Annotated in this window: 16 protein-coding genes and 2 pseudogenes; 7 read left to right on the top strand and 11 right to left on the bottom strand. The window is 68.0% G+C overall.

Annotation, left to right across the window (positions count from 1 at the left end; genetic code table 11):
* Window positions 1-424 (bottom strand): annotated as a pseudogene (locus tag VFY73_RS11755) (type IV pili twitching motility protein PilT); the annotation flags it as partial.
* A gap of 11 nt (window positions 425-435) precedes the next feature.
* Window positions 436-1,479: a type IV pilus twitching motility protein PilT gene (locus VFY73_RS11750; protein ID WP_329718866.1), complete on the bottom strand. Its 1,044-nt coding sequence runs from the start codon at window positions 1,477-1,479 to the stop codon at window positions 436-438.
* Between the two features lie 95 nt (window positions 1,480-1,574).
* Between VFY73_RS11750 and VFY73_RS11745 the strand changes: the two genes are divergently transcribed.
* The gene (locus VFY73_RS11745) at window positions 1,575-2,297 is read left to right on the top strand and encodes a YggS family pyridoxal phosphate-dependent enzyme (protein ID WP_329718864.1); all 723 of its coding nucleotides are present in this window, start codon (window positions 1,575-1,577) and stop codon (window positions 2,295-2,297) included.
* A gap of 19 nt (window positions 2,298-2,316) precedes the next feature.
* On the opposite strand, the gene VFY73_RS11740 is transcribed toward VFY73_RS11745, so the two are convergent.
* Window positions 2,317-2,646, bottom strand: a complete 330-nt coding sequence (locus tag VFY73_RS11740; RefSeq protein ID WP_329718862.1) for a hypothetical protein — start codon at window positions 2,644-2,646, stop codon at window positions 2,317-2,319.
* Between the two features lie 245 nt (window positions 2,647-2,891).
* Window positions 2,892-3,386, bottom strand: coding sequence for an Lrp/AsnC ligand binding domain-containing protein (locus tag VFY73_RS11735; protein WP_329718860.1), 495 nt, complete (start codon window positions 3,384-3,386; stop codon window positions 2,892-2,894).
* A gap of 157 nt (window positions 3,387-3,543) precedes the next feature.
* Between VFY73_RS11735 and VFY73_RS11730 the strand changes: the two are divergent.
* The 3 genes and pseudogenes from VFY73_RS11730 to VFY73_RS11720 form a co-directional block, all read left to right on the top strand.
* Window positions 3,544-6,543 (top strand): annotated as a pseudogene (locus VFY73_RS11730) (L-glutamate gamma-semialdehyde dehydrogenase); the annotation flags it as partial.
* Window positions 6,544-6,591: 48 nt separating this feature from the next.
* Window positions 6,592-7,233, top strand: coding sequence for an aldehyde dehydrogenase family protein (locus VFY73_RS11725; protein ID WP_414654447.1), 642 nt, complete (start codon window positions 6,592-6,594; stop codon window positions 7,231-7,233).
* A 109-nt stretch (window positions 7,234-7,342) separates the two neighbouring features.
* Window positions 7,343-7,882, top strand: a complete 540-nt coding sequence (locus tag VFY73_RS11720; protein WP_329718858.1) for a DUF3455 domain-containing protein — start codon at window positions 7,343-7,345, stop codon at window positions 7,880-7,882.
* A gap of 24 nt (window positions 7,883-7,906) precedes the next feature.
* On the opposite strand, the gene VFY73_RS11715 is transcribed toward VFY73_RS11720, so the two are convergent.
* The 3 genes from VFY73_RS11715 to VFY73_RS11705 form a co-directional block, all read right to left on the bottom strand.
* Complete coding sequence (locus VFY73_RS11715) at window positions 7,907-8,890, bottom strand: tripartite tricarboxylate transporter substrate binding protein (RefSeq protein WP_329718856.1); 984 nt, start codon at window positions 8,888-8,890, stop codon at window positions 7,907-7,909.
* A 130-nt stretch (window positions 8,891-9,020) separates the two neighbouring features.
* Window positions 9,021-10,136 (bottom strand): CsgG/HfaB family protein, encoded by a 1,116-nt coding sequence (locus VFY73_RS11710; protein WP_329718855.1) that lies wholly within the window; start codon window positions 10,134-10,136, stop codon window positions 9,021-9,023.
* Between the two features lie 145 nt (window positions 10,137-10,281).
* Window positions 10,282-11,556, bottom strand: a complete 1,275-nt coding sequence (locus VFY73_RS11705; RefSeq protein WP_329718854.1) for a Glu/Leu/Phe/Val dehydrogenase — start codon at window positions 11,554-11,556, stop codon at window positions 10,282-10,284.
* Window positions 11,557-11,738: 182 nt separating this feature from the next.
* Between VFY73_RS11705 and proC the strand changes: the two genes are divergently transcribed.
* Both proC and VFY73_RS11695 read left to right on the top strand, forming a co-directional pair.
* On the top strand, window positions 11,739-12,566 hold the full coding sequence (gene proC, locus VFY73_RS11700; RefSeq protein ID WP_329718852.1) for a pyrroline-5-carboxylate reductase: 828 nt from the start codon (window positions 11,739-11,741) through the stop codon (window positions 12,564-12,566).
* 112 nt (window positions 12,567-12,678) lie between these two features.
* A complete protein-coding gene (locus tag VFY73_RS11695) occupies window positions 12,679-13,140 on the top strand; it encodes a DUF3617 domain-containing protein (RefSeq protein WP_329718850.1) in 462 nt (153 codons plus the stop codon).
* Between the two features lie 31 nt (window positions 13,141-13,171).
* Here the strand turns inward: VFY73_RS11695 and ubiA are convergent, their stop codons facing one another.
* Window positions 13,172-14,092 (bottom strand): 4-hydroxybenzoate octaprenyltransferase, encoded by a 921-nt coding sequence (gene ubiA / locus VFY73_RS11690; protein ID WP_329718848.1) that lies wholly within the window; start codon window positions 14,090-14,092, stop codon window positions 13,172-13,174.
* A 123-nt stretch (window positions 14,093-14,215) separates the two neighbouring features.
* On the opposite strand from ubiA, the gene VFY73_RS11685 reads away from it, so the two are divergent.
* Window positions 14,216-15,034 carry a hypothetical protein gene (locus VFY73_RS11685; protein WP_329718846.1) on the top strand — a complete coding sequence of 273 codons (819 nt, stop codon included), beginning with the start codon at window positions 14,216-14,218 and terminating at the stop codon, window positions 15,032-15,034.
* 46 nt (window positions 15,035-15,080) lie between these two features.
* Here the strand turns inward: VFY73_RS11685 and VFY73_RS11680 are convergent, their stop codons facing one another.
* Genes VFY73_RS11680 through VFY73_RS11670 form a run of 3 tightly spaced genes read right to left on the bottom strand, consistent with a single transcriptional unit; the run spans window position 15,081 to window position 16,827 of the window.
* Window positions 15,081-16,055: a hypothetical protein gene (locus tag VFY73_RS11680; protein WP_329718844.1), complete on the bottom strand. Its 975-nt coding sequence runs from the start codon at window positions 16,053-16,055 to the stop codon at window positions 15,081-15,083.
* Complete coding sequence (locus VFY73_RS11675; RefSeq protein WP_329718842.1) at window positions 16,052-16,447, bottom strand: hypothetical protein; 396 nt, start codon at window positions 16,445-16,447, stop codon at window positions 16,052-16,054. The genes VFY73_RS11680 and VFY73_RS11675 overlap by 4 nt, the downstream gene beginning before the upstream one ends.
* The gene (locus VFY73_RS11670; protein ID WP_329718840.1) at window positions 16,444-16,827 is read right to left on the bottom strand and encodes a hypothetical protein; all 384 of its coding nucleotides are present in this window, start codon (window positions 16,825-16,827) and stop codon (window positions 16,444-16,446) included. The genes VFY73_RS11675 and VFY73_RS11670 overlap by 4 nt, the downstream gene beginning before the upstream one ends.
* Window positions 16,828-16,835 lie beyond the last annotated feature (8 nt).

Below are 16,835 nucleotides of genomic sequence, written 5' to 3'. Positions count from 1 at the left end.
CCGAACCCGTAGCACCGACCACCAGCACGATTCCCCGCTTTGCCATTGCAAGCTCGTTGACAATCGGCGGCAGATTCAGCTCGTCACTGGTAGGGATGTGGTCCGCAATGACGCGGAAGACGATGCCCACCTTGCCCTGCTGAATAAACGACGAAACGCGAAAGCGCCCGATGCTGGTCGGGTTGATCGCGAACTGACACTCTTTGGTCTTCTCGAACTCTGCTGCCTGCCGGTCGTTCATGATCGCGCGCACCAGCTCACTGGTGTGTTGCGCCGTCAGCGGCTGGTTGGATACCGGCAACACGCGGCCGTCTATCTTGAACGCCGGCGGAAAGTCGGCGGTGAGAAACAAGTCCGAGCCTTTTTTGCTGAGCAGCAGCCGCAGCAGATCGTGTACGAACCGTGTTGCCTGATCGCGTTCCATTAGTTCTCGCTTTAGCCTGCGAACGACTCGGGAGTCTTGGCGTACTGCCGCGCTTCAGCCACCGTGATGACGTTGCGCCGAACCAGCTCGGTCATGCAATGGTCGAGCGTCTGCATTCCAAACTGGCTGCCGGTTTGAATCATCGAATACATCTGCGCGATCTTGTTCTCGCGAATCAGGTTGCGGATGGCCGGCGTGCCGATCATGATCTCGTGCGCCGCCACCCGGCCGTTGCCGTCCTTGGTCTTCAGCAGGGTCTGGGAGATGACGGCGCGGATCGACTCGGAGAGCATGGCGCGCACCATCTCCTTCTCCGCCGCCGGGAACACGTCGACGATGCGGTCGATGGTCTTGGCGGCCGACGAGGTGTGCAGCGTGCCGAACACCAGGTGCCCGGTTTCCGCGCCGGTCAGCGCGAGCCGGATCGTCTCCAGGTCGCGCATCTCGCCGACCAGGATCACGTCCGGGTCCTCGCGCAGCGCGCTGCGCAGGGCGTTGGAGAACGACAGGGTGTGCGGGCCGACCTCGCGCTGGTTGATCAGGCACTTCTTCGACTCGTGCACGAACTCGATCGGATCCTCGAGCGTCAGCACGTGGCCGTACTCGTTCTCGTTCAGGTGATCGATGATCGCTGCCAGCGTGGTCGACTTGCCCGAACCGGTGGGGCCCGTGACCAGCACCAGGCCGCGCGGCTTCAGTGCCAGTTCGGCGAACACCGGCGGGCAGTTCAGCTGCGCCAGCGTCAGGATCTTCGACGGAATGGTCCGGAACACCGACGCGGCGCCGCGGTTCTGGTGGAACGCATTGACGCGAAAACGCGCCAGGCCCTGCACCTCGAAGCTGAAGTCGCATTCGAGCGTGTCTTCATACTGCTTGCGCTGGGTGTCGTTCATGATGTCGTACACCATGGCGTGCACCTGCTTGTGCGTCATGGGGTCGACATTGATGCGGCGCACGTCGCCGTGCACGCGGATCATCGGCGGCAGGCCGGCAGACAGGTGCAGGTCCGATGCCTTGTTCTTCACCGAAAAGGCCAGCAGCTGGGTGATGTCCATGGGGCGGTTTGGGCGGCTTGTCTCTGGGTGACACCGTGCGGCCGGAAAGCGGCGAATCGCGGTGCCCGATGCTCGTGTCTTATGCTCAGGCAATCATGGGCACGAACCTGGGCAGTATCGCTGAGAACTTACGCCAAGTGCGGCATCGGATCGACCGTGCTTGCACCGAGTGCAACCGCTCGCCGCAGCATGTCACGTTGCTGGCGGTCAGCAAGACTTGCCCGGCAGATGCGGTACGCGCGGCGGTGGCTGCGGGTCAGCGTGCCTTCGGCGAAAACTATGTGCAAGAGGCTTTGGTCAAGATCGAAGCGCTGACCGATGTGCGTGCGCAACTCGAATGGCATTTGATCGGGCCGCTGCAGTCGAACAAGACGCGGGTCGTCGCCGAGGCTTTTGACTGGGTCCACACGGTCGATCGGCTGAAGATCGCCGAACGGCTGGCGGCGCAGCGGCCCGAGAACCTGCCGCCGCTGAACATCTGCCTGCAGGTCAATGTCGATGGCGAGGCCAGCAAGAGTGGCGTGTCGTTCGACGATCTGCCGGCATTGGCGCGGGCGGTGGCGATCTTGCCGGGCCTTCGTCTGCGCGGCCTGATGTCGATTCCCGAGCCGGTCGACGGCATGGCGGCGCAGCGGGCGCCGCACCGGCGGCTGCGTGAGGCCTTCATGGCCCTGCGGGAGCAGCAGGGCCTGGCGCTCGACACCTTGTCGATGGGCATGAGTGCCGATCTGGAGGCCGCGGTGCTCGAAGGTGCGACGCTGGTGCGCGTCGGCAGTGCCATCTTCGGCGCGCGCAGTCAGGCGGCTTCCCGTCTTTGACGGCGCTGACGGCGGCCCTTCAGGCGAACGCGCCGTCCCACTCGTCGAAGCACTCCACCGGGCCCAGATCCAGTACCTCCAGGCCCAGCCGCAGGTCCAGGCTAGAGTCATACCAGCCGCCGGCGGCCACCGAGCCCGGCAGCATCGGTTCGACGCCCAGCGTCTGGGGCAACTCTTCGATCGAGACGGTCGGCTCGTGCTCGACCTGCAGCGCTGCGTCGTCGGGCCGGTTGGCGGGGGCCGGCAGCCAGGTCGGCCAGCCGCGTGGCAGCGGGCGTTCGATCGGCAGGCGCGACAGGAAAGGCGGCAGGCGCAGGTGGGCGGCAAGATGGATGGCGGGGCTGGTCACGGCGGTTCCCTCGTATGGTTGCCGGTTCAGCCGGCATGACCGAGATCGTCCGCCAGACCCCACCCCCGGCACCATCGCCCGCACGAGGGAGGGGCACCCCCCCGATCGGGGGGGGGGATTGGTGAAATGGAGCACCCGGCGGCGGGTTGCCGCCGCGCCTTGCAGGCCGCGCCGGTCGCAAGTCGACCAGCCAGCGTTGGCCGCGCTCTGCCCGCGCCGCCCTTGGGTCCCCTGGAAGCGCCCGCTCAGAAACTGAGCGATGTGCTGTTTTTCACTTCTTCCATCACCGCGTAGGTCCGGGTTTCCCGCACACCCGGCAGCGACCAGATCACGTCGCCGACGAAGCTGCGGTAGGCCGCCATGTCGGACACGCGGGTCTTCAACAGGTAGTCGAAGCCGCCGGCGACCAGGTGGCATTCCAGGATCTCGGGCCGCACCTGCACCGCGGCCCGAAAGCTGTCCATCACGTCGTGCACCGTGCGGTCCAGCAGCACCTCGACGAAGACCATCAGCCCGGCACCCAGCTTCAGCGGGTTCAGGCGGGCTTCGTAACCCAGGATGAAGCCGTCGCGCGTCAGGCGCTTGACCCGTTCGAGCACCGCGGTGGGCGACAAATGCACCTCCTCGGCCAGTTTCAGGTTGCTGATCCGTCCGTCCTTTTGTAGAACGCGCAGGATTCTCAGATCGATCTTGTCGAGCCCGCGTTCGGCGAGGCTTTGGTCGTTTATCGTGGGCTGCATGCTTGAGAAAACTTCGTCACAGGCTGGGAACTCCGAATCTTTTTCAGGAATTGTCCGCGTAAGCTGCCAATCCTTCCAGTCAGGATTTCTACCGCCATGAGACTCCCGACGCGCTGAAACAGCGTGTGACGGCTGAGCTCGGCTTGAAAGCACCTTCATGAGCGCTGTTGCCACCCCGCCAGTCCCGTTTGCCGTGCCGCCGGCCCGGGCCCGCCTGCCTTTTCCCTATGTGCGCGAACACGAGGCGCTGCAGGCCGCGCGCCAACGCCTGACGCCGGGCGTCGACTGGGCCGGCGTGGTCGCCGGGGCCAAACCGTGGGTGCAAGCGGTGCGGGACAAGCCGGCGCCGTTCTGGGCCATGGAATCGCTGCTGAAGGAGTACCCGATCTCCAGCGCCGAAGGGCTTGCGCTGATGCGGCTCGCGGAGGCACTGTTGCGTGTGCCCGACGTCGAAACCGCGGTGGCGTTGACGGCCGACCAGCTGGGCCGGGCCGAATTCGATGGTGCCGACGGCTCGGGCGGCATGCTGGCCAGCCTGTCGGCGACTGCGATCGCGCTGTCGAAGAAGTTCCTGCCGGAGGCTGAAGAAGAGCCGGGCCTGCTGAAGCGCCTGGGCGCCCGCACGGTGGTGGCGGCGACGGTGCGCGCGATCCAGTTGTTGGGCCGGCAGTTCGTGCTCGGGCGCACGATCGGCGAGGCGATGGGCGAAGCAGCCGCGCAGCGCCGCGAGCAGCCCAACCTGCGCTATTCGTACGACATGCTGGGCGAGGGCGCCCGCACGGAGGCCGACGCCGAGCGCTACCTGGCCTCGTACGCCAACGCGATCGACGTGATCGCGGCGGCCACCGCCCGCGGCGCCGGCCCGGAGGCCAGCGACGGCATCTCGATCAAGCTGTCGGCGCTGTTCTCGCGTTACGAAGACGCCCAGCGCGAGCGGGTGTTCGCCGAGCTGCTGCCGCGCGTCTGGTCGCTGATCGAGCGCGCCGCGCCCGCCCAGCTGAACCTGACCATCGACGCCGAAGAGGTCGACCGGCTCGAGCTTTCGCTCGACGTGCTCGAGACGCTGGCCGAGCGCATTGCCAAGACCTACCCGCAGTGGCGCGGCTTCGGTCTCGCGGTGCAGGCCTACCAGACCCGGGCATTGGCGGTGGTCGACGAGGTGGCGGCGATCGCGCGGCGCCATGGCCTGCGCTTCATGGTCCGCCTGGTCAAGGGCGCGTACTGGGACGGCGAGGTCAAACGTGCGCAGGAGCTGGGCCTGCCCGGCTACCCGGTCTACACCCGCAAGCCGCACACCGATGTGTCATACCTGGCCTGCGCGAAGGCGCTGCTGGCGCACCGCGATGTGGTCTACCCGCAGTTCGCGACCCATAACGCCGGCACGATCGCCGCGATCGTCAACATGGCGCGCGACGTTGGTGCCGAGCCCGACACCCACTACGAGATGCAGCGGCTGCACGGCATGGGCGACGGTGTCTACCGCGAGGTGCTGAAGGATCCACGCATGGCCTGCCGCGTCTACGCGCCGGTTGGCGAACACCGCGACCTGCTGGCCTACCTGGTGCGCCGGCTGCTCGAGAACGGCGCCAACTCGTCGTTCGTGCATCAGCTGGCCGACCCGCGCGTCGCGCCGGAAGAACTGCTCGCTTCACCGCTGGACGAGGCCCACGCGGGGGCGCCCGAAGCCACCGAAGGGCTGCCGCTGCCGATCGACCTGTACGGCGGGAAGGGGGGCGTGCGGCGGCTGAACTCCACCGGCGCCGACATCACCTGCCTGGCCCAGCGCGCGCCGCTGATGGCGGCGATTGCGGCGACCCATGTCGAGCCGGTGCCCGAAGCCACCCGCGGCGACATCGACAGCACCATGCAGCGCCTGCAGCAGGGTTTTGCCGCGTGGAACGCGCGGCCGGCCGCCGAGCGCGCGGCGATCGTCCGCCGGGCCGGTGACCTGCTCGACGCGCGCCTGGCCGAGTACTGCGGCCTGCTGGTCAAAGAGGCCCACAAGACGCTGGGCGACTGCGTGGCCGAGGTGCGCGAGGCGGTCGATTTCTGCCGTTACTACGCCGACCAGGTGGCGGCGCAGGCCGAGCCCTCCAGCGGCCGCGGCGTCTTCGTCTGCATCAGCCCTTGGAACTTCCCGCTCGCGATCTTCGCCGGCCAGGTGGTGGCGGCCTTGGCCGCCGGCAACAGCGTGGCCGCCAAGCCGGCCGAGCAGACGCCGGCGGTGGCGGCGCGCATGGTCGCGTTGTTGCACGAAGCGGGCGTGCCGGCCGATGCACTGGCGTTGCTGCACGGCCCGGGCGAGACGGTGGGCGCGGGTTTGGTGGCCGATGTGCGCACCGCGGGCGTCTGCTTCACCGGCTCGACCCAGGTCGCTCGCATCATCCAGCGCGCGCTGGCCGACAAAGGCGGCGCGCCGGTGCCGCTGATCGCCGAGACCGGTGGCCTGAACGCGATGATCGTCGACTCGACCGCGCTGCCCGAGCAGGTGGTCGACGCGGTGGTGCAAAGCGCCTTCCGCTCGGCCGGCCAGCGTTGTTCGGCGCTGCGGCTGCTGTGCGTGCACGAGGGCATCGCCGACGGCGTGATCGAGATGCTCCAGGGCGCGATGGCCGAGCTGCGCGTGGGGGATCCGTCCGAGCTGGCGACCGACGTCGGCCCGGTGATCGACGATGAGGCCTTCGAGGGCATCACCGCCCATGTGCAACGCCTGAAGCGCGAAGCGAAGCTGCTGGGCGAGACCCGGACCGATCCGTCGGCCTTCCCGCGGCTGGTCGCGCCGGCGGCGTTCGAACTGAAGCGCGTGGCCGACCTGAAGAGCGAGATCTTCGGCCCGGTGCTGCACGTGGTGCGTTGGGGCGGCGACCCGGAAGCGTTGGTGCGCGAGATCAACGCGCTGGGTTACGGCCTGACCTTCGGCATCCAGACCCGCATCGACAGCCGCGCCGAACGGCTGGCGAAGCTGGCCCAGATCGGCAACGTCTACGTCAACCGCAACATGATCGGTGCGGTGGTCGGCGTGCAGCCGTTCGGCGGCGAAGGCCTGTCGGGCACCGGCCCGAAGGCGGGCGGGCCCAACTATGTGCTGCGCTTTGGTGCCGAGGTGGGGGCGCCGGCGTTCGCGGCGGTTGGCGCTGATTCGACGCTGGTCGCCGCGCCGGCTCCGGCGGCCATCGAGACCGCGCGCCGCGCGGTCGACGGGTTGGTGGCCCAGCATGCCGTGTGGAGCGCAACGCCGCTGGCCAACCGCGCAAGCTGGCTGCGCCGCGCCGCGGACGCCCTGGCGGCGTCCGACGCCGGCCTGGCGGCACGCTGGCGCACGCTGGCCGCACAGGCCGAGACCCGGCTCGCCGCGCACACGCTGCCCGGCCCGACCGGCGAGAGCAATGAGCTGCGCCTGCACGGCCGCGGCGTTTTTGCCTTCATCGGCGGCACCGCACCGGCGGCCGAGCTGGCCACCGCGTTGGCGGCCGCGCTGGTGGCCGGCAACACGGTGGCCTGGGTCGGCGACGAGGCTGCGCTGGCCGCGTCACGGCCCTGGCTGCAGATCCTGCAGCAAGCCGGGCTGCCCGCAGGTGCGTTGCAGGCCATGCCTGGCAGTGCGGAAACGCTGGGCACCGCGCTGGCCGCCGAACGCCGCGTCGCAGGCGTCTGTGCGACCAGTGCCGACTGGTTGCCGCGCCTGGCCCGCCAGCTGGCGGCGCAGGACGGTGCCATCGTGCCGCTGCTGGCGTTGCAGGAAGCGACCAGCGCGCGCCAGCTCTACCGCTTCTGCGCCGAGCAGACAGTGACGATCAACACCGCGGCCGCTGGTGGCAACGCGGCGCTGCTGGCGGGTCTGCATTGAGCGCGGGGTTTTGAAAGCGGGGGCTGCGTCCAAACGCGCGCCCCCTCCGTAGGTGTCGGCAAGCCGGCTGGAACCGCCGGCGGTCTTTCCATCACCGACGGAGAACCCGATGACCTCTTCTGCCCAACTGAGCACCGTCCTGGCTGCTGCGGCGCTCGCAGGCCTGATTGGCGCCTGCAGCACGACGCCGCCGGTGCCCATCATCCCCGATGTCCTGCAGCCCCCGCCCGGCGAACGCCTGCTCGAGGTCGTCGGCGCTCGCGGCGTGCAGGTCTACGAGTGCCGCGCGAAAGCCGGGGCCGCCGGCCACGAATGGGTCTTCGTGGCGCCCGAGGCCGAGCTGCTCGATGCGCAGGGCCGGCAAGTCGGCAAGCACTACGCCGGCCCGCACTGGGAAGCCACCGACGGCAGCCGCATCAAGGGCCATGTGAAGGCCAAGGCCGACGCGCCGCAAGCCGGTGCGATCCCCTGGCTGCTGCTGGTCACTCAGGCGGCCGGCCCGGCGGGCCGCTATGCCGGGGTCACCAGCATCCAGCGCATTCGCACCGTGGGCGGCGTCGCCCCGACGGCGGCGTGCACGGCCGAGGAGCTGGGTCGCCAAGCCAAGATGCCCTACACCGCCGACTACCGGTTGTTCGTCAAGGCGTGACGTGCCGATCGTGGCGAGGCCGGGTCAATCCAGCTTGATGCCGATCTTCGTGATGATCGGTGCCCAGCGTTTTTGCTCGGCATCGACCACGCGCTGGAAATCCACCGCACTGCCGCCGACTGGCGTCAGGCCCTGGTGGTCCAGCGCGGTGCGCACTGCGTTGTCCGCCAGCACCGCGTTGACGTCGGCATTGATCTTGGCGACCACGGTGGCCGGCGTCGCTGCCGGCACGAACAGGCCATTCCACGCCATCGATTCGACCGCCCTGTAGCCGGCCGACGCCAGCGTCGGCAGCTCCTTCATCGACTCGACCGGCTGTGCGCTGCTGACCGCGATCAGCCGCACCTTGCCCGATGTCACATGCGGCAACAGTGCCGGCGCGACCATGAAGGTGGCGTCGACCTCACCCTGCGCGACCGCCATCGCCGCTGGCGGTGAGCCATTGAACGGGATGTGGGTGCCCTTGACGCCGGCCTCGGCGAGGAACAGCTCCATCGTCAGGTGGGCCGAGCTGCCGTTGCCCAGCGACGAGTAGTTCATCGCCCCGTTGCCGGCCCTGGCCCAGTCGACAAACTCCTTTACCGTCTTGGCCGGCACCTTGGCGGCATTGACCGCCAACACGTTGGGCTGCGATGTCGTCATCACGACCGGCACCAAGTCCTTGGCCACGTTGTAGGGCACCTTGCCGTAGAGGAAGGGGGCAAAGGCGATCGGGCCGTTGAAGGACAGCGCCATCGTGTGGCCGTCCGGCGCGGCCTTGGCCGCCACGTCGGTGCCCAGCATGCCGCCGGCCCCCGGCTTGTTCTCGACCACCACGGGCTGGCCCCAGCGCTCCGCGAGGCGTTCGCCGAGCAGGCGGGCAATGATGTCCAGCGAGCTGCCGGCGGGGGCTGGCACGGCGATCTTGACCGGCTTGCTGGGCCATGGCGCCTGCGCGTGGCAGACCCGCGGGGTGGCCAGCGCGGCGGCCAGCGGCAACAACGAGAGCAGGAGGCGGCGTGAAGGCATGGCGGCTATTCGAAGGGAACGGGAGATGGCCGCTGATTGTTCCGCAACCCTGCGTCTTCATCGATGGGCGCCGCCAGTCGGCCAACAAAAAGGCCACCCGAAGGTGGCCTGGTGCCAAAAGCGAGCGGGCTTACTGCTTGCGGCCGTTGAAGTTGCCCTGCTGCTTCTTCAGGCGCCACGTGCCGACCATCGAGCCGCTGTTGGGATCGATGACGCCGGTGAACTGTGACGCACCGGCCTGGCCGGCGCCGCTCATCACGATCGATCCGTTCGCGGTGGCCATGCCGCTGACGGTGAAGCTGCTGCCGCTGGCCGACTGGCCCACGCCGCTGACCTTGCCGTCGGTGCCCACCATGATCGAGAAGATGCCGCTGTCGCCGCCGCTGTACTGACCTGAGAAGGCACCGATCAGCATGGCCGGCAGCGCGCCGCCGCTGGTCGGCTGGATCGCGGCCATCGCCGCGGCCGAGGGCTGGCCCACGGACCCGCTGCCCGTCGCCGCGAGCGACTGCGAGGCGTTCTGCATCGACGCGGTCGACGTGGTGCGGATCAGCTGCGGCTTGTTGCGAATCTGCTGGACGATCTTGTTGTAGTTGTCCAGCAGGCTGGCCGCGATCAGCTTGCCTTCCGGCGTCTTGCTGTAGCCACCGCCCGATGCCCAGCCGAGGTCACCCCAGCCCCAGGCATCGACGCTGAAATCCATCTTGGTGGCCTTGCCTTCGGCGCTGGCCACCTGGATGCCCGAGCGCACGTCGGCAACCAGAATCGTCGTCTCGGCTTCCTTGAACTTGACCCCGCCGGCCACGCTGCTCAAGTGGCCCAGCACGCCGCCGGCGCGGCTGAGCAGGCCGCTGACCGAGCCGCCGATACCGCCGCTGTCGTCGCTGAACTGCACCGCCGGCGTCAACACGAAGTCCGCCACCTGCATCTGGCCGCCGCCGATGTTGGAGCCCTGCTGCAGCTGGCCACCCGCGGCCAGCGCGCGCTCTTGCTGCAGGTTCTGCATCGCGGCGCCCCGCTCGACGACGACGAAGCAGCCGGATTCCTGCGCGATCATGCGCAGCATCGTGGAGGGCGAGCCCAGCTTGTAGTAGGACAGCCGGGTGAGGATGTGATCCTGCGGCTCCGCCACGGCCAAGGTGCCCATTTCCCGATCGCAGTGTTCGATCGAAGGTTTTGAATTGCCGGCCCAGGCAGCGTTGGCAGCGATCAGCAGGACGCCAAGCGTCGTCAGGCGTTGTTTCATTGGGGCTCCGTGGAGGGTTCTTCAAAAGACGCAAGCCGGGCTCGGGCCCGGCTTGACGCACCGGCCGGCCACCCGAAGTGACCGGCTAGGCTGCAACGCGAAGTCTAGCGCTGCCGATGACAGCAGCCGCCACGACCCCCCAATATCAGGGATACAGGCCGCGCTCTTCGCGTGCGGCCAGGATGCGCTCGCAGGCCACCGCGAAGGTCGCGGTGCGCAGCGTGATCTGGTGCTGGTCGGCCACGTCCCAGATGCGCTTGAGCGCGCCGACCATGATCTTGTCCAGCCGCAGGTTGATCTCGTCTTCGGTCCAGAAGAAGCTGGAGAAGTCCTGCACCCACTCGAAGTAACTGACGGTCACACCACCGGCGTTGCAGATCACGTCGGGCACGACCAGGATGTTGCGGTCGGCCAGGATGTCGTCGGCGGCCGGCACGGTCGGGCCGTTGGCGCCTTCGAGCACCAGCTTGGCAGTGGTGCGGCGGGCGCGGTCGGCGGTCATCTGGCCCTCGAGCGCTGCGGGGATCAGGATGTCGCACTTGACGTCCCAGAACTCCTCGTTGCCCATCGGCTCGCTGCCCTTGAAGCCGGCGACGCCGCCGGTGGCCTTGACGTGGGGGATCAGCTCGGCCAGGTCGAAACCGCTGCCGTTGTAGATCGTGCCGGTGTGGTCCTGCGCGGCGACGATCTTCGAACCCGCCTGGGCGAACAGCTCGGCGGCCGACGAGCCGACGTTGCCGAAGCCCTGGATCGCGACCTTGGCACCGTTCAGGTCCAGGTTGATGCGGCGGGCGGCTTCACGGCCGGTGACGAAGACACCGCGGCCGGTGGCCTTGACGCGGCCGAGCGAACCGCCGAGGTGGATCGGCTTGCCGGTCACGACACCGGTGGCGGTGGCGCCGACGTTCATCGAGTACGTGTCCATCATCCACGCCATGATCTGCGGGTTGGTGTTCACGTCCGGCGCGGGGATGTCCTGCTGCGGGCCGATGATGATGCCGATCTCGCTGGTGTAGCGGCGCGTCATGCGCTCCAGCTCCTTGTTCGACAGCAGCTTCGGGTCGACGCGGATGCCGCCCTTGGCGCCGCCATAAGGCAGGTTCACGGCGGCGTTCTTGATGCTCATCCAGGCCGACAGCGCCATCACCTCTTCGAGCGTCACGTCGGGGTGGTAGCGCACGCCGCCCTTGCCCGGGCCGCGCGACATGTTGTGCTGCACGCGGTAGCCTTCGAAGTGGGCGACGGTGCCGTTGTCCAGCTCGATGGGGATGTCGACGATCAGCGCGCGCTTCGGGCGCTTGAGCGTGTCGACCCAGCGGGCCAGGTGGCCCAGGTAGGGCGTGACGCGGTCGACCTGCGACAGGTAGGTGCCCCAGGGGCTGTCAGCAGTCGGGTGGACAAAGGAAAGCGGGCTGGACATTTCTCGTGGACTCCAAGATGTGAATACAGCGGTGGCTCACCTCGTGAGTCAGCCGCCGCAGCATGGGTCGGCACTCTAGTGAAGAGAGGGCTGAATTTGTCTCGGAGCTGCATGCATTGTTTGCATAACCCCATCCGCATCTGCTCATGTGTACAGGGCGCGGGACCTCTACACTGCCGGCCATGACGGCAAATCTCACCTCTGCGACCATCGCTTTCATCGGCGGCGGCAACATGGCCTCGGCGTTGATCGGCGGGCTGATCCAGTCGGGCCACGCGCCTTCCGCGATCCATGTGATCGAGCCCTTCGCGGCCCAGGCCGACAAGCTGCGCCAACAGTTCGGTGTGGTGGTCGAAGCGGCGGCGAGCCCCGCGTTGGCGAGCGCCACGTTGGTGGTGTGGGCGGTCAAGCCGCAGCTGTTCAAGGAGGCTGCTCAGCCCTGTGCCGCGCATGTGAAGGGCGCGCTGCAGCTGTCGGTGATGGCCGGCATCCGCAGCCGCGCGATCACCCAGGCCACCGGCAGTGCCCGCGTGGTGCGCACGATGCCCAACACGCCGGCGCTGATCGGCCGTGGCATGACCGGCCTGTGCGCGAGCGAGGCGGTGACGGCCGACGAACGCGCGGGCGTCGAGCGCTTGCTCGCGCCTACCGGCGAATTGCTGTGGGTCGAGCGCGAAGAGCAGCTGGACGCCGTGACCGCGCTGTCCGGCTCCGGCCCGGCCTACGTCTTCTATTTCGTCGAAGCAATGATGCGAGCAGGTCACGAGTTAGGCCTGTCCGCCGAGCAGGCCCGCCGCCTGGCCGTCGGCACGTTCTCCGGCGCTGCGGCGCTGGCTGCGCAAAGCGACGAGGCGCCTGCGGTGTTGCGGCAGAACGTGACCTCCAAAGGCGGCACGACCCACGCCGCGATCACGACACTCGACGAGCACGGCGTGATGGACGCCTTTGTGCAGGCGCTGCACGCGGCTGCGCGACGGGCGAAAGAACTGGGTGACGAGTTCGGCGGGTGAGTGGCGTGCGGCGGCCGCGGTTACACCGCGACACCGCCTGGCCCGCGTCGGCGTGCACGCTGTCGGGCTCTCGGCGTTAGATATCCATCGCCAACACTCAGGAGCCTGCTCAATGACGCGCCTCTTCCGTACCCCCTTGCTCGCGCTGACCCTCGCCGCCGTCGGCGCCACTGCCTTCGCTGAGAACCCCAAAGCAGGGCAATGGTCGCAACAAGGCGCGATCTCCGCCGACGGCCAGAACTGGAAGCCGTTTCCGCCGCGCCAGGAGTGCATGACGGCCGCTCAAGCCGCCCAAAGCATCGAACAGCGCCTGCAGACGATGGTGTCGCAGGCGGTGCAATCGGGCTGCAAGCCGATCGAGGTCAAGGCGGGGGCAGGCCAGGCGCATGGCCGTTTCGAATGCGCCCAGCCCGGCAAGCCGGCCACGATCGAAGTCGACGGCAGCTACGCTGGTGACCGCTACAACATGACCCTGGTCGGCACCAACCTGATGGATCGCAACGGCAGCGGCACCGTGATCCCGAAGATGCACATGAAGTACGAAGGCAAGCACGTCGGGGCCTGCGCGGGCTGACGTTTCCCGCCGAACCGAGTGCGGCGGCGCGTCAGAGCCGGGCCAGTGCCAGCGCCGTGCCGGCGAACACGGCGAAGCCGACCCAGTGATTCAATCGAAAGGCCTTGAAACAGCCGTCGCGTGAACGCTTGCGGATCAACGTGTAGTGCCAAGCAGCCTGCGCAGCGCCGAGCGCAATGCCGGCCCAGACCAGCTTCGGCACTCCCAGGCGCGTCGTGACCCAGCCCCAGCTGACCAGGTACACGGCGTAGAAAGCCATCACGGCGGCCACGTCATAACGGCCCAGCGTGATGGCCGATGTCTGGATGCCGATCCGCAGGTCGTCGTCGCGGTCGACCATCGCGTACTCGGTGTCGTAGGCCAAGACCCAGAACAGGTTGATCGCCAGCAGCAGCCAGGCGTGCCATGGCACCGCGTTGCCGATGGCGGCGATGTTCCAGAACTGGCTGCCCTGCACCGCCGCAAAGGCCATCGGGATGCCGAAGCTGAACGCCACGCCCAGCACCGCCTGCGGCATCGACACGAAGCGCTTGGCATACGGGTACGCGATGGCGACCGCCAGCGCCAGGAACGACAGCAGGATGGTCGGCGGGTTGGTCGTCAGCACCAGGCCGAAGGCCAGCAGCGCGAGCACCGCGCCCAGGCCCAATGCCTCCTTGACCGGCAAGGCGCCACTGGTCACCGGACGGTTCGCCGTGCGCTTGACATGCTTGTCGAACTCGCGGTCGGCGACATCGTTGACGCAGCAGCCGGCGCTGCGCATCAGGATCGTGCCGAGCACGAAGACAGTCACCAGATGCCAGCCCGGAAATCCGTCGGCGGCAATCCACAACGCGGACAGCGACGGCCACAACAGCAGCAACCAGCCGGCCGGCCGATCCCAGCGGATCAGGTCGAGGTACAGCGCCCAGCGTGAGCGTGGCGAAGCAACGGTGGAGGGGGGGGTGGCCATGGTGCTCGATTGTCGCGCCGGACGCGGAACGCCTCGGGGTTACGACTTGCGACGACTGCGATGACATTCACGTCAGCCGGTCGGGGCGCCCAGGCGTTGGCCGTCCTTTGGGCGAGAACAATCATGAACCAACGACTGAACCGACCAACTAACGCTTCAACTGTGCGCATGGCGACAGGTGTCGCCCTGGCTGTGGCCACGCTGATGGCCGGCTGCGGCGGCGGCAGCGGTGACGACGCCGACAGCGAGGACAAGCTCTACGTCGGCTACTACCAGGAGGACCCGACCAACAACCCCGAAGACCCGACGCCGGGCACGCTTATCGTGCGCCTGCCGCCCGAAAGCGGTGCGTTCGAAGGACAGATGCCTTTCTCGTACGTCGGCTGCATGGGTGGGGCGGACGTGGGCACCATCAGCGGCATGCGCAGCACCTCCGGGCTCGATGGTGACTGGACGGGGACGGTCGACAACGTCGAGGTCGGCGGTGCGTACCGCGGCACCTACGATGCCGGCGCCGATGAATTCAGCGGCACGTACACCAACGCGGGCGGCAAGGTGCACGTCTCGGGTGGCAGCGACTGCGCCCATGACATTGCTGCCCTGGGTACCTGGAGACTGTCCGGGGGCAGCACCAACAGCCCCAGCGACTTCGTCATCAGCTCCAGCGGCGGCACCACGCCGACCTGGACCTGGCCCAGCCAGGGAACGACGGTGTTCTACCTGGCCAGGGTGTTCGATCGCAACTGCTTGAGCGAGTCGGTCACCAGCAGCGAATGCATGATGGGCGAGGGCCAGACCTTGCTGCCGCGTATCCAGTACCCCGAAGAATTTCCGTCAGCGAAACCGCTGAAGGACGGTGGCAGCTACCTGGTGGCCGTGCACGCCGTGAACGCGCTGGATGCGCGGCAGGTCGGCTTCTCGACCCGCATTGAAAAGCCCTGAGCCGGGCTGGACAGACGCGTTGCGCGTTCAGGCGCGCGTGGGTCACTCAACGCAAGGGCAACCACTTGCGCAGCGGTGACCCATGCCGCCAGATGCGATGCTCGGCCAGGTAGTGCGTCCACGTCAGGGCGACCAGCGCGACGACCGGCACCGCCAGCGAGGCCAGGTAGGTCAGTGCGATGGCCATGGGCCACAACATCCAGCCGGTGAGGGCGCCCCGCAAGCCGATCAATGCATACAGGCGGTTGGCGCCCGGTGCGGCGCGCGCGCGCGTGTTGGCCACGGTGCCATAGACCATGAACGCGGTCACGTCGTGCACGAAGCGAAAGAGCCAGATGCTCAGCAAAGGGTAGCCCAGCATCACCAGAGCGTAGCCGCCAACCGCCGTCAGTTGCATGCTCAGCAGTGCCCGTACGTCGCCGCCGTGTTGGCGCGCGCGGTAGGCCAGCCAGGCGGCCAGCGGTGTGCTCAACAGCAGGCAGATGCCGGCCATCAGCAACCACGGATCCGGGAACTCGACCACTGCCACCATCGCTTCGCCGCCGATCGCGGTGGCCGCTGCGCAGCCCACGCCCGCCAGCAGAATCCGCCAAACCAGCGTTGCACCGCGCCAGCCGGCCCGATTCAAGCCGGCTTGCCCGGCGGCCATGCCGGTTTGCTGGCCCAGCACATGCACCATGGTGGTCAGGATCAACGCCAGGCCGACCTGACGCGAATCCAGGATCGATAACGCGATCAACGCTGCGACCGAAGCCAGCACGGCCGACGGCAGCAGCACCGGCATCGCGTCGCGCGCCAGATCACGATCGCCGAGAAAGAAGAAGCTGGCGATCACGTGTGGGAAGCCGAAGACCACGCTGTAGATCGGCAGCGCCGCCGGGCTGTGTGGCAGCATCTCGCGCAGGCGGCCATGAAATGCACCGAGGTCGAGCACGACCATCGCCAGCAGCAGCGGCGTCAACCCATACACCGCCAGGAGCTGTTGCCTCGACAGCCCGGGCTCCCCCGCCACCGGCTTCATGGGTTGGCGCGGGCCAGCTCCTGCCGCAGCGCGGCGATGTTCGATTGGGTGCGCGCCAACATTGCCGAGTCGGCCGCCGGGCCGGCCTTCAGCAGGCTGTTCAGCACCGCCTGTTCCCGACTCAGTTCTTCCTCAAGAATGCTGCGGCGCTCGGCCCCGCCTTCATCGAGCCGCACGCGATGACCCGATGCGCCCCGGCTGGCGTTGGCGATGGGAGTGGTCGGGCCCGGCGCAGCGCAGCTGGCAGCCGGCGACGTGGCGCCACCGACGATCATCTCTACCGAGCCGCTTCGGCAGATGCGCACGCCCTCCGGCGCTTGTGTCCCAGCGAAAACGGGCAGCGCCGCGACGGCCAGCCAGGCCGGCCACCGGTGCTGGCGCTTGTGTCTCATGCACCTTCCTCGTTGGTGACCGGCACCGCCAGCACCCGGCCCATGTCGTCTTCGATCGTGACGGGAATGGCTTCCATGCATTGTCCGTTGAACGTGATCGTGAACCCTTGGCCGCTGTCGGTGACGACCTGCTTGTCAACCTGCATGCCTTGAGGCAGGGAGTTGTCCAGTTTGTAGGGCGGCTGCCCCCCGTAGATGAACACGGTCGGGCCGGGGCCGGCGTAGCAAGTGCCCTCCCCTCCCTTGACGCCGACGGCGGGCGGTGATGCGTAGGGCGCTCCTGGCTCGCCGGATTCATTGCCACCACCGCCGCAGGCGGACAAAGTGACGGTGCCGGCCAGCAGGGCCGCGCAGACGGCCCAGTCATTCTTCTTCAACACTAAAAAAC

The sequence above is a fragment of the Ideonella sp. genome, from assembly GCF_036277275.1.
In the GTDB taxonomy this organism is placed as follows: domain Bacteria; phylum Pseudomonadota; class Gammaproteobacteria; order Burkholderiales; family Burkholderiaceae_C; genus Ideonella.
This window is presented reverse-complemented; position numbering and strand designations above follow the sequence as displayed.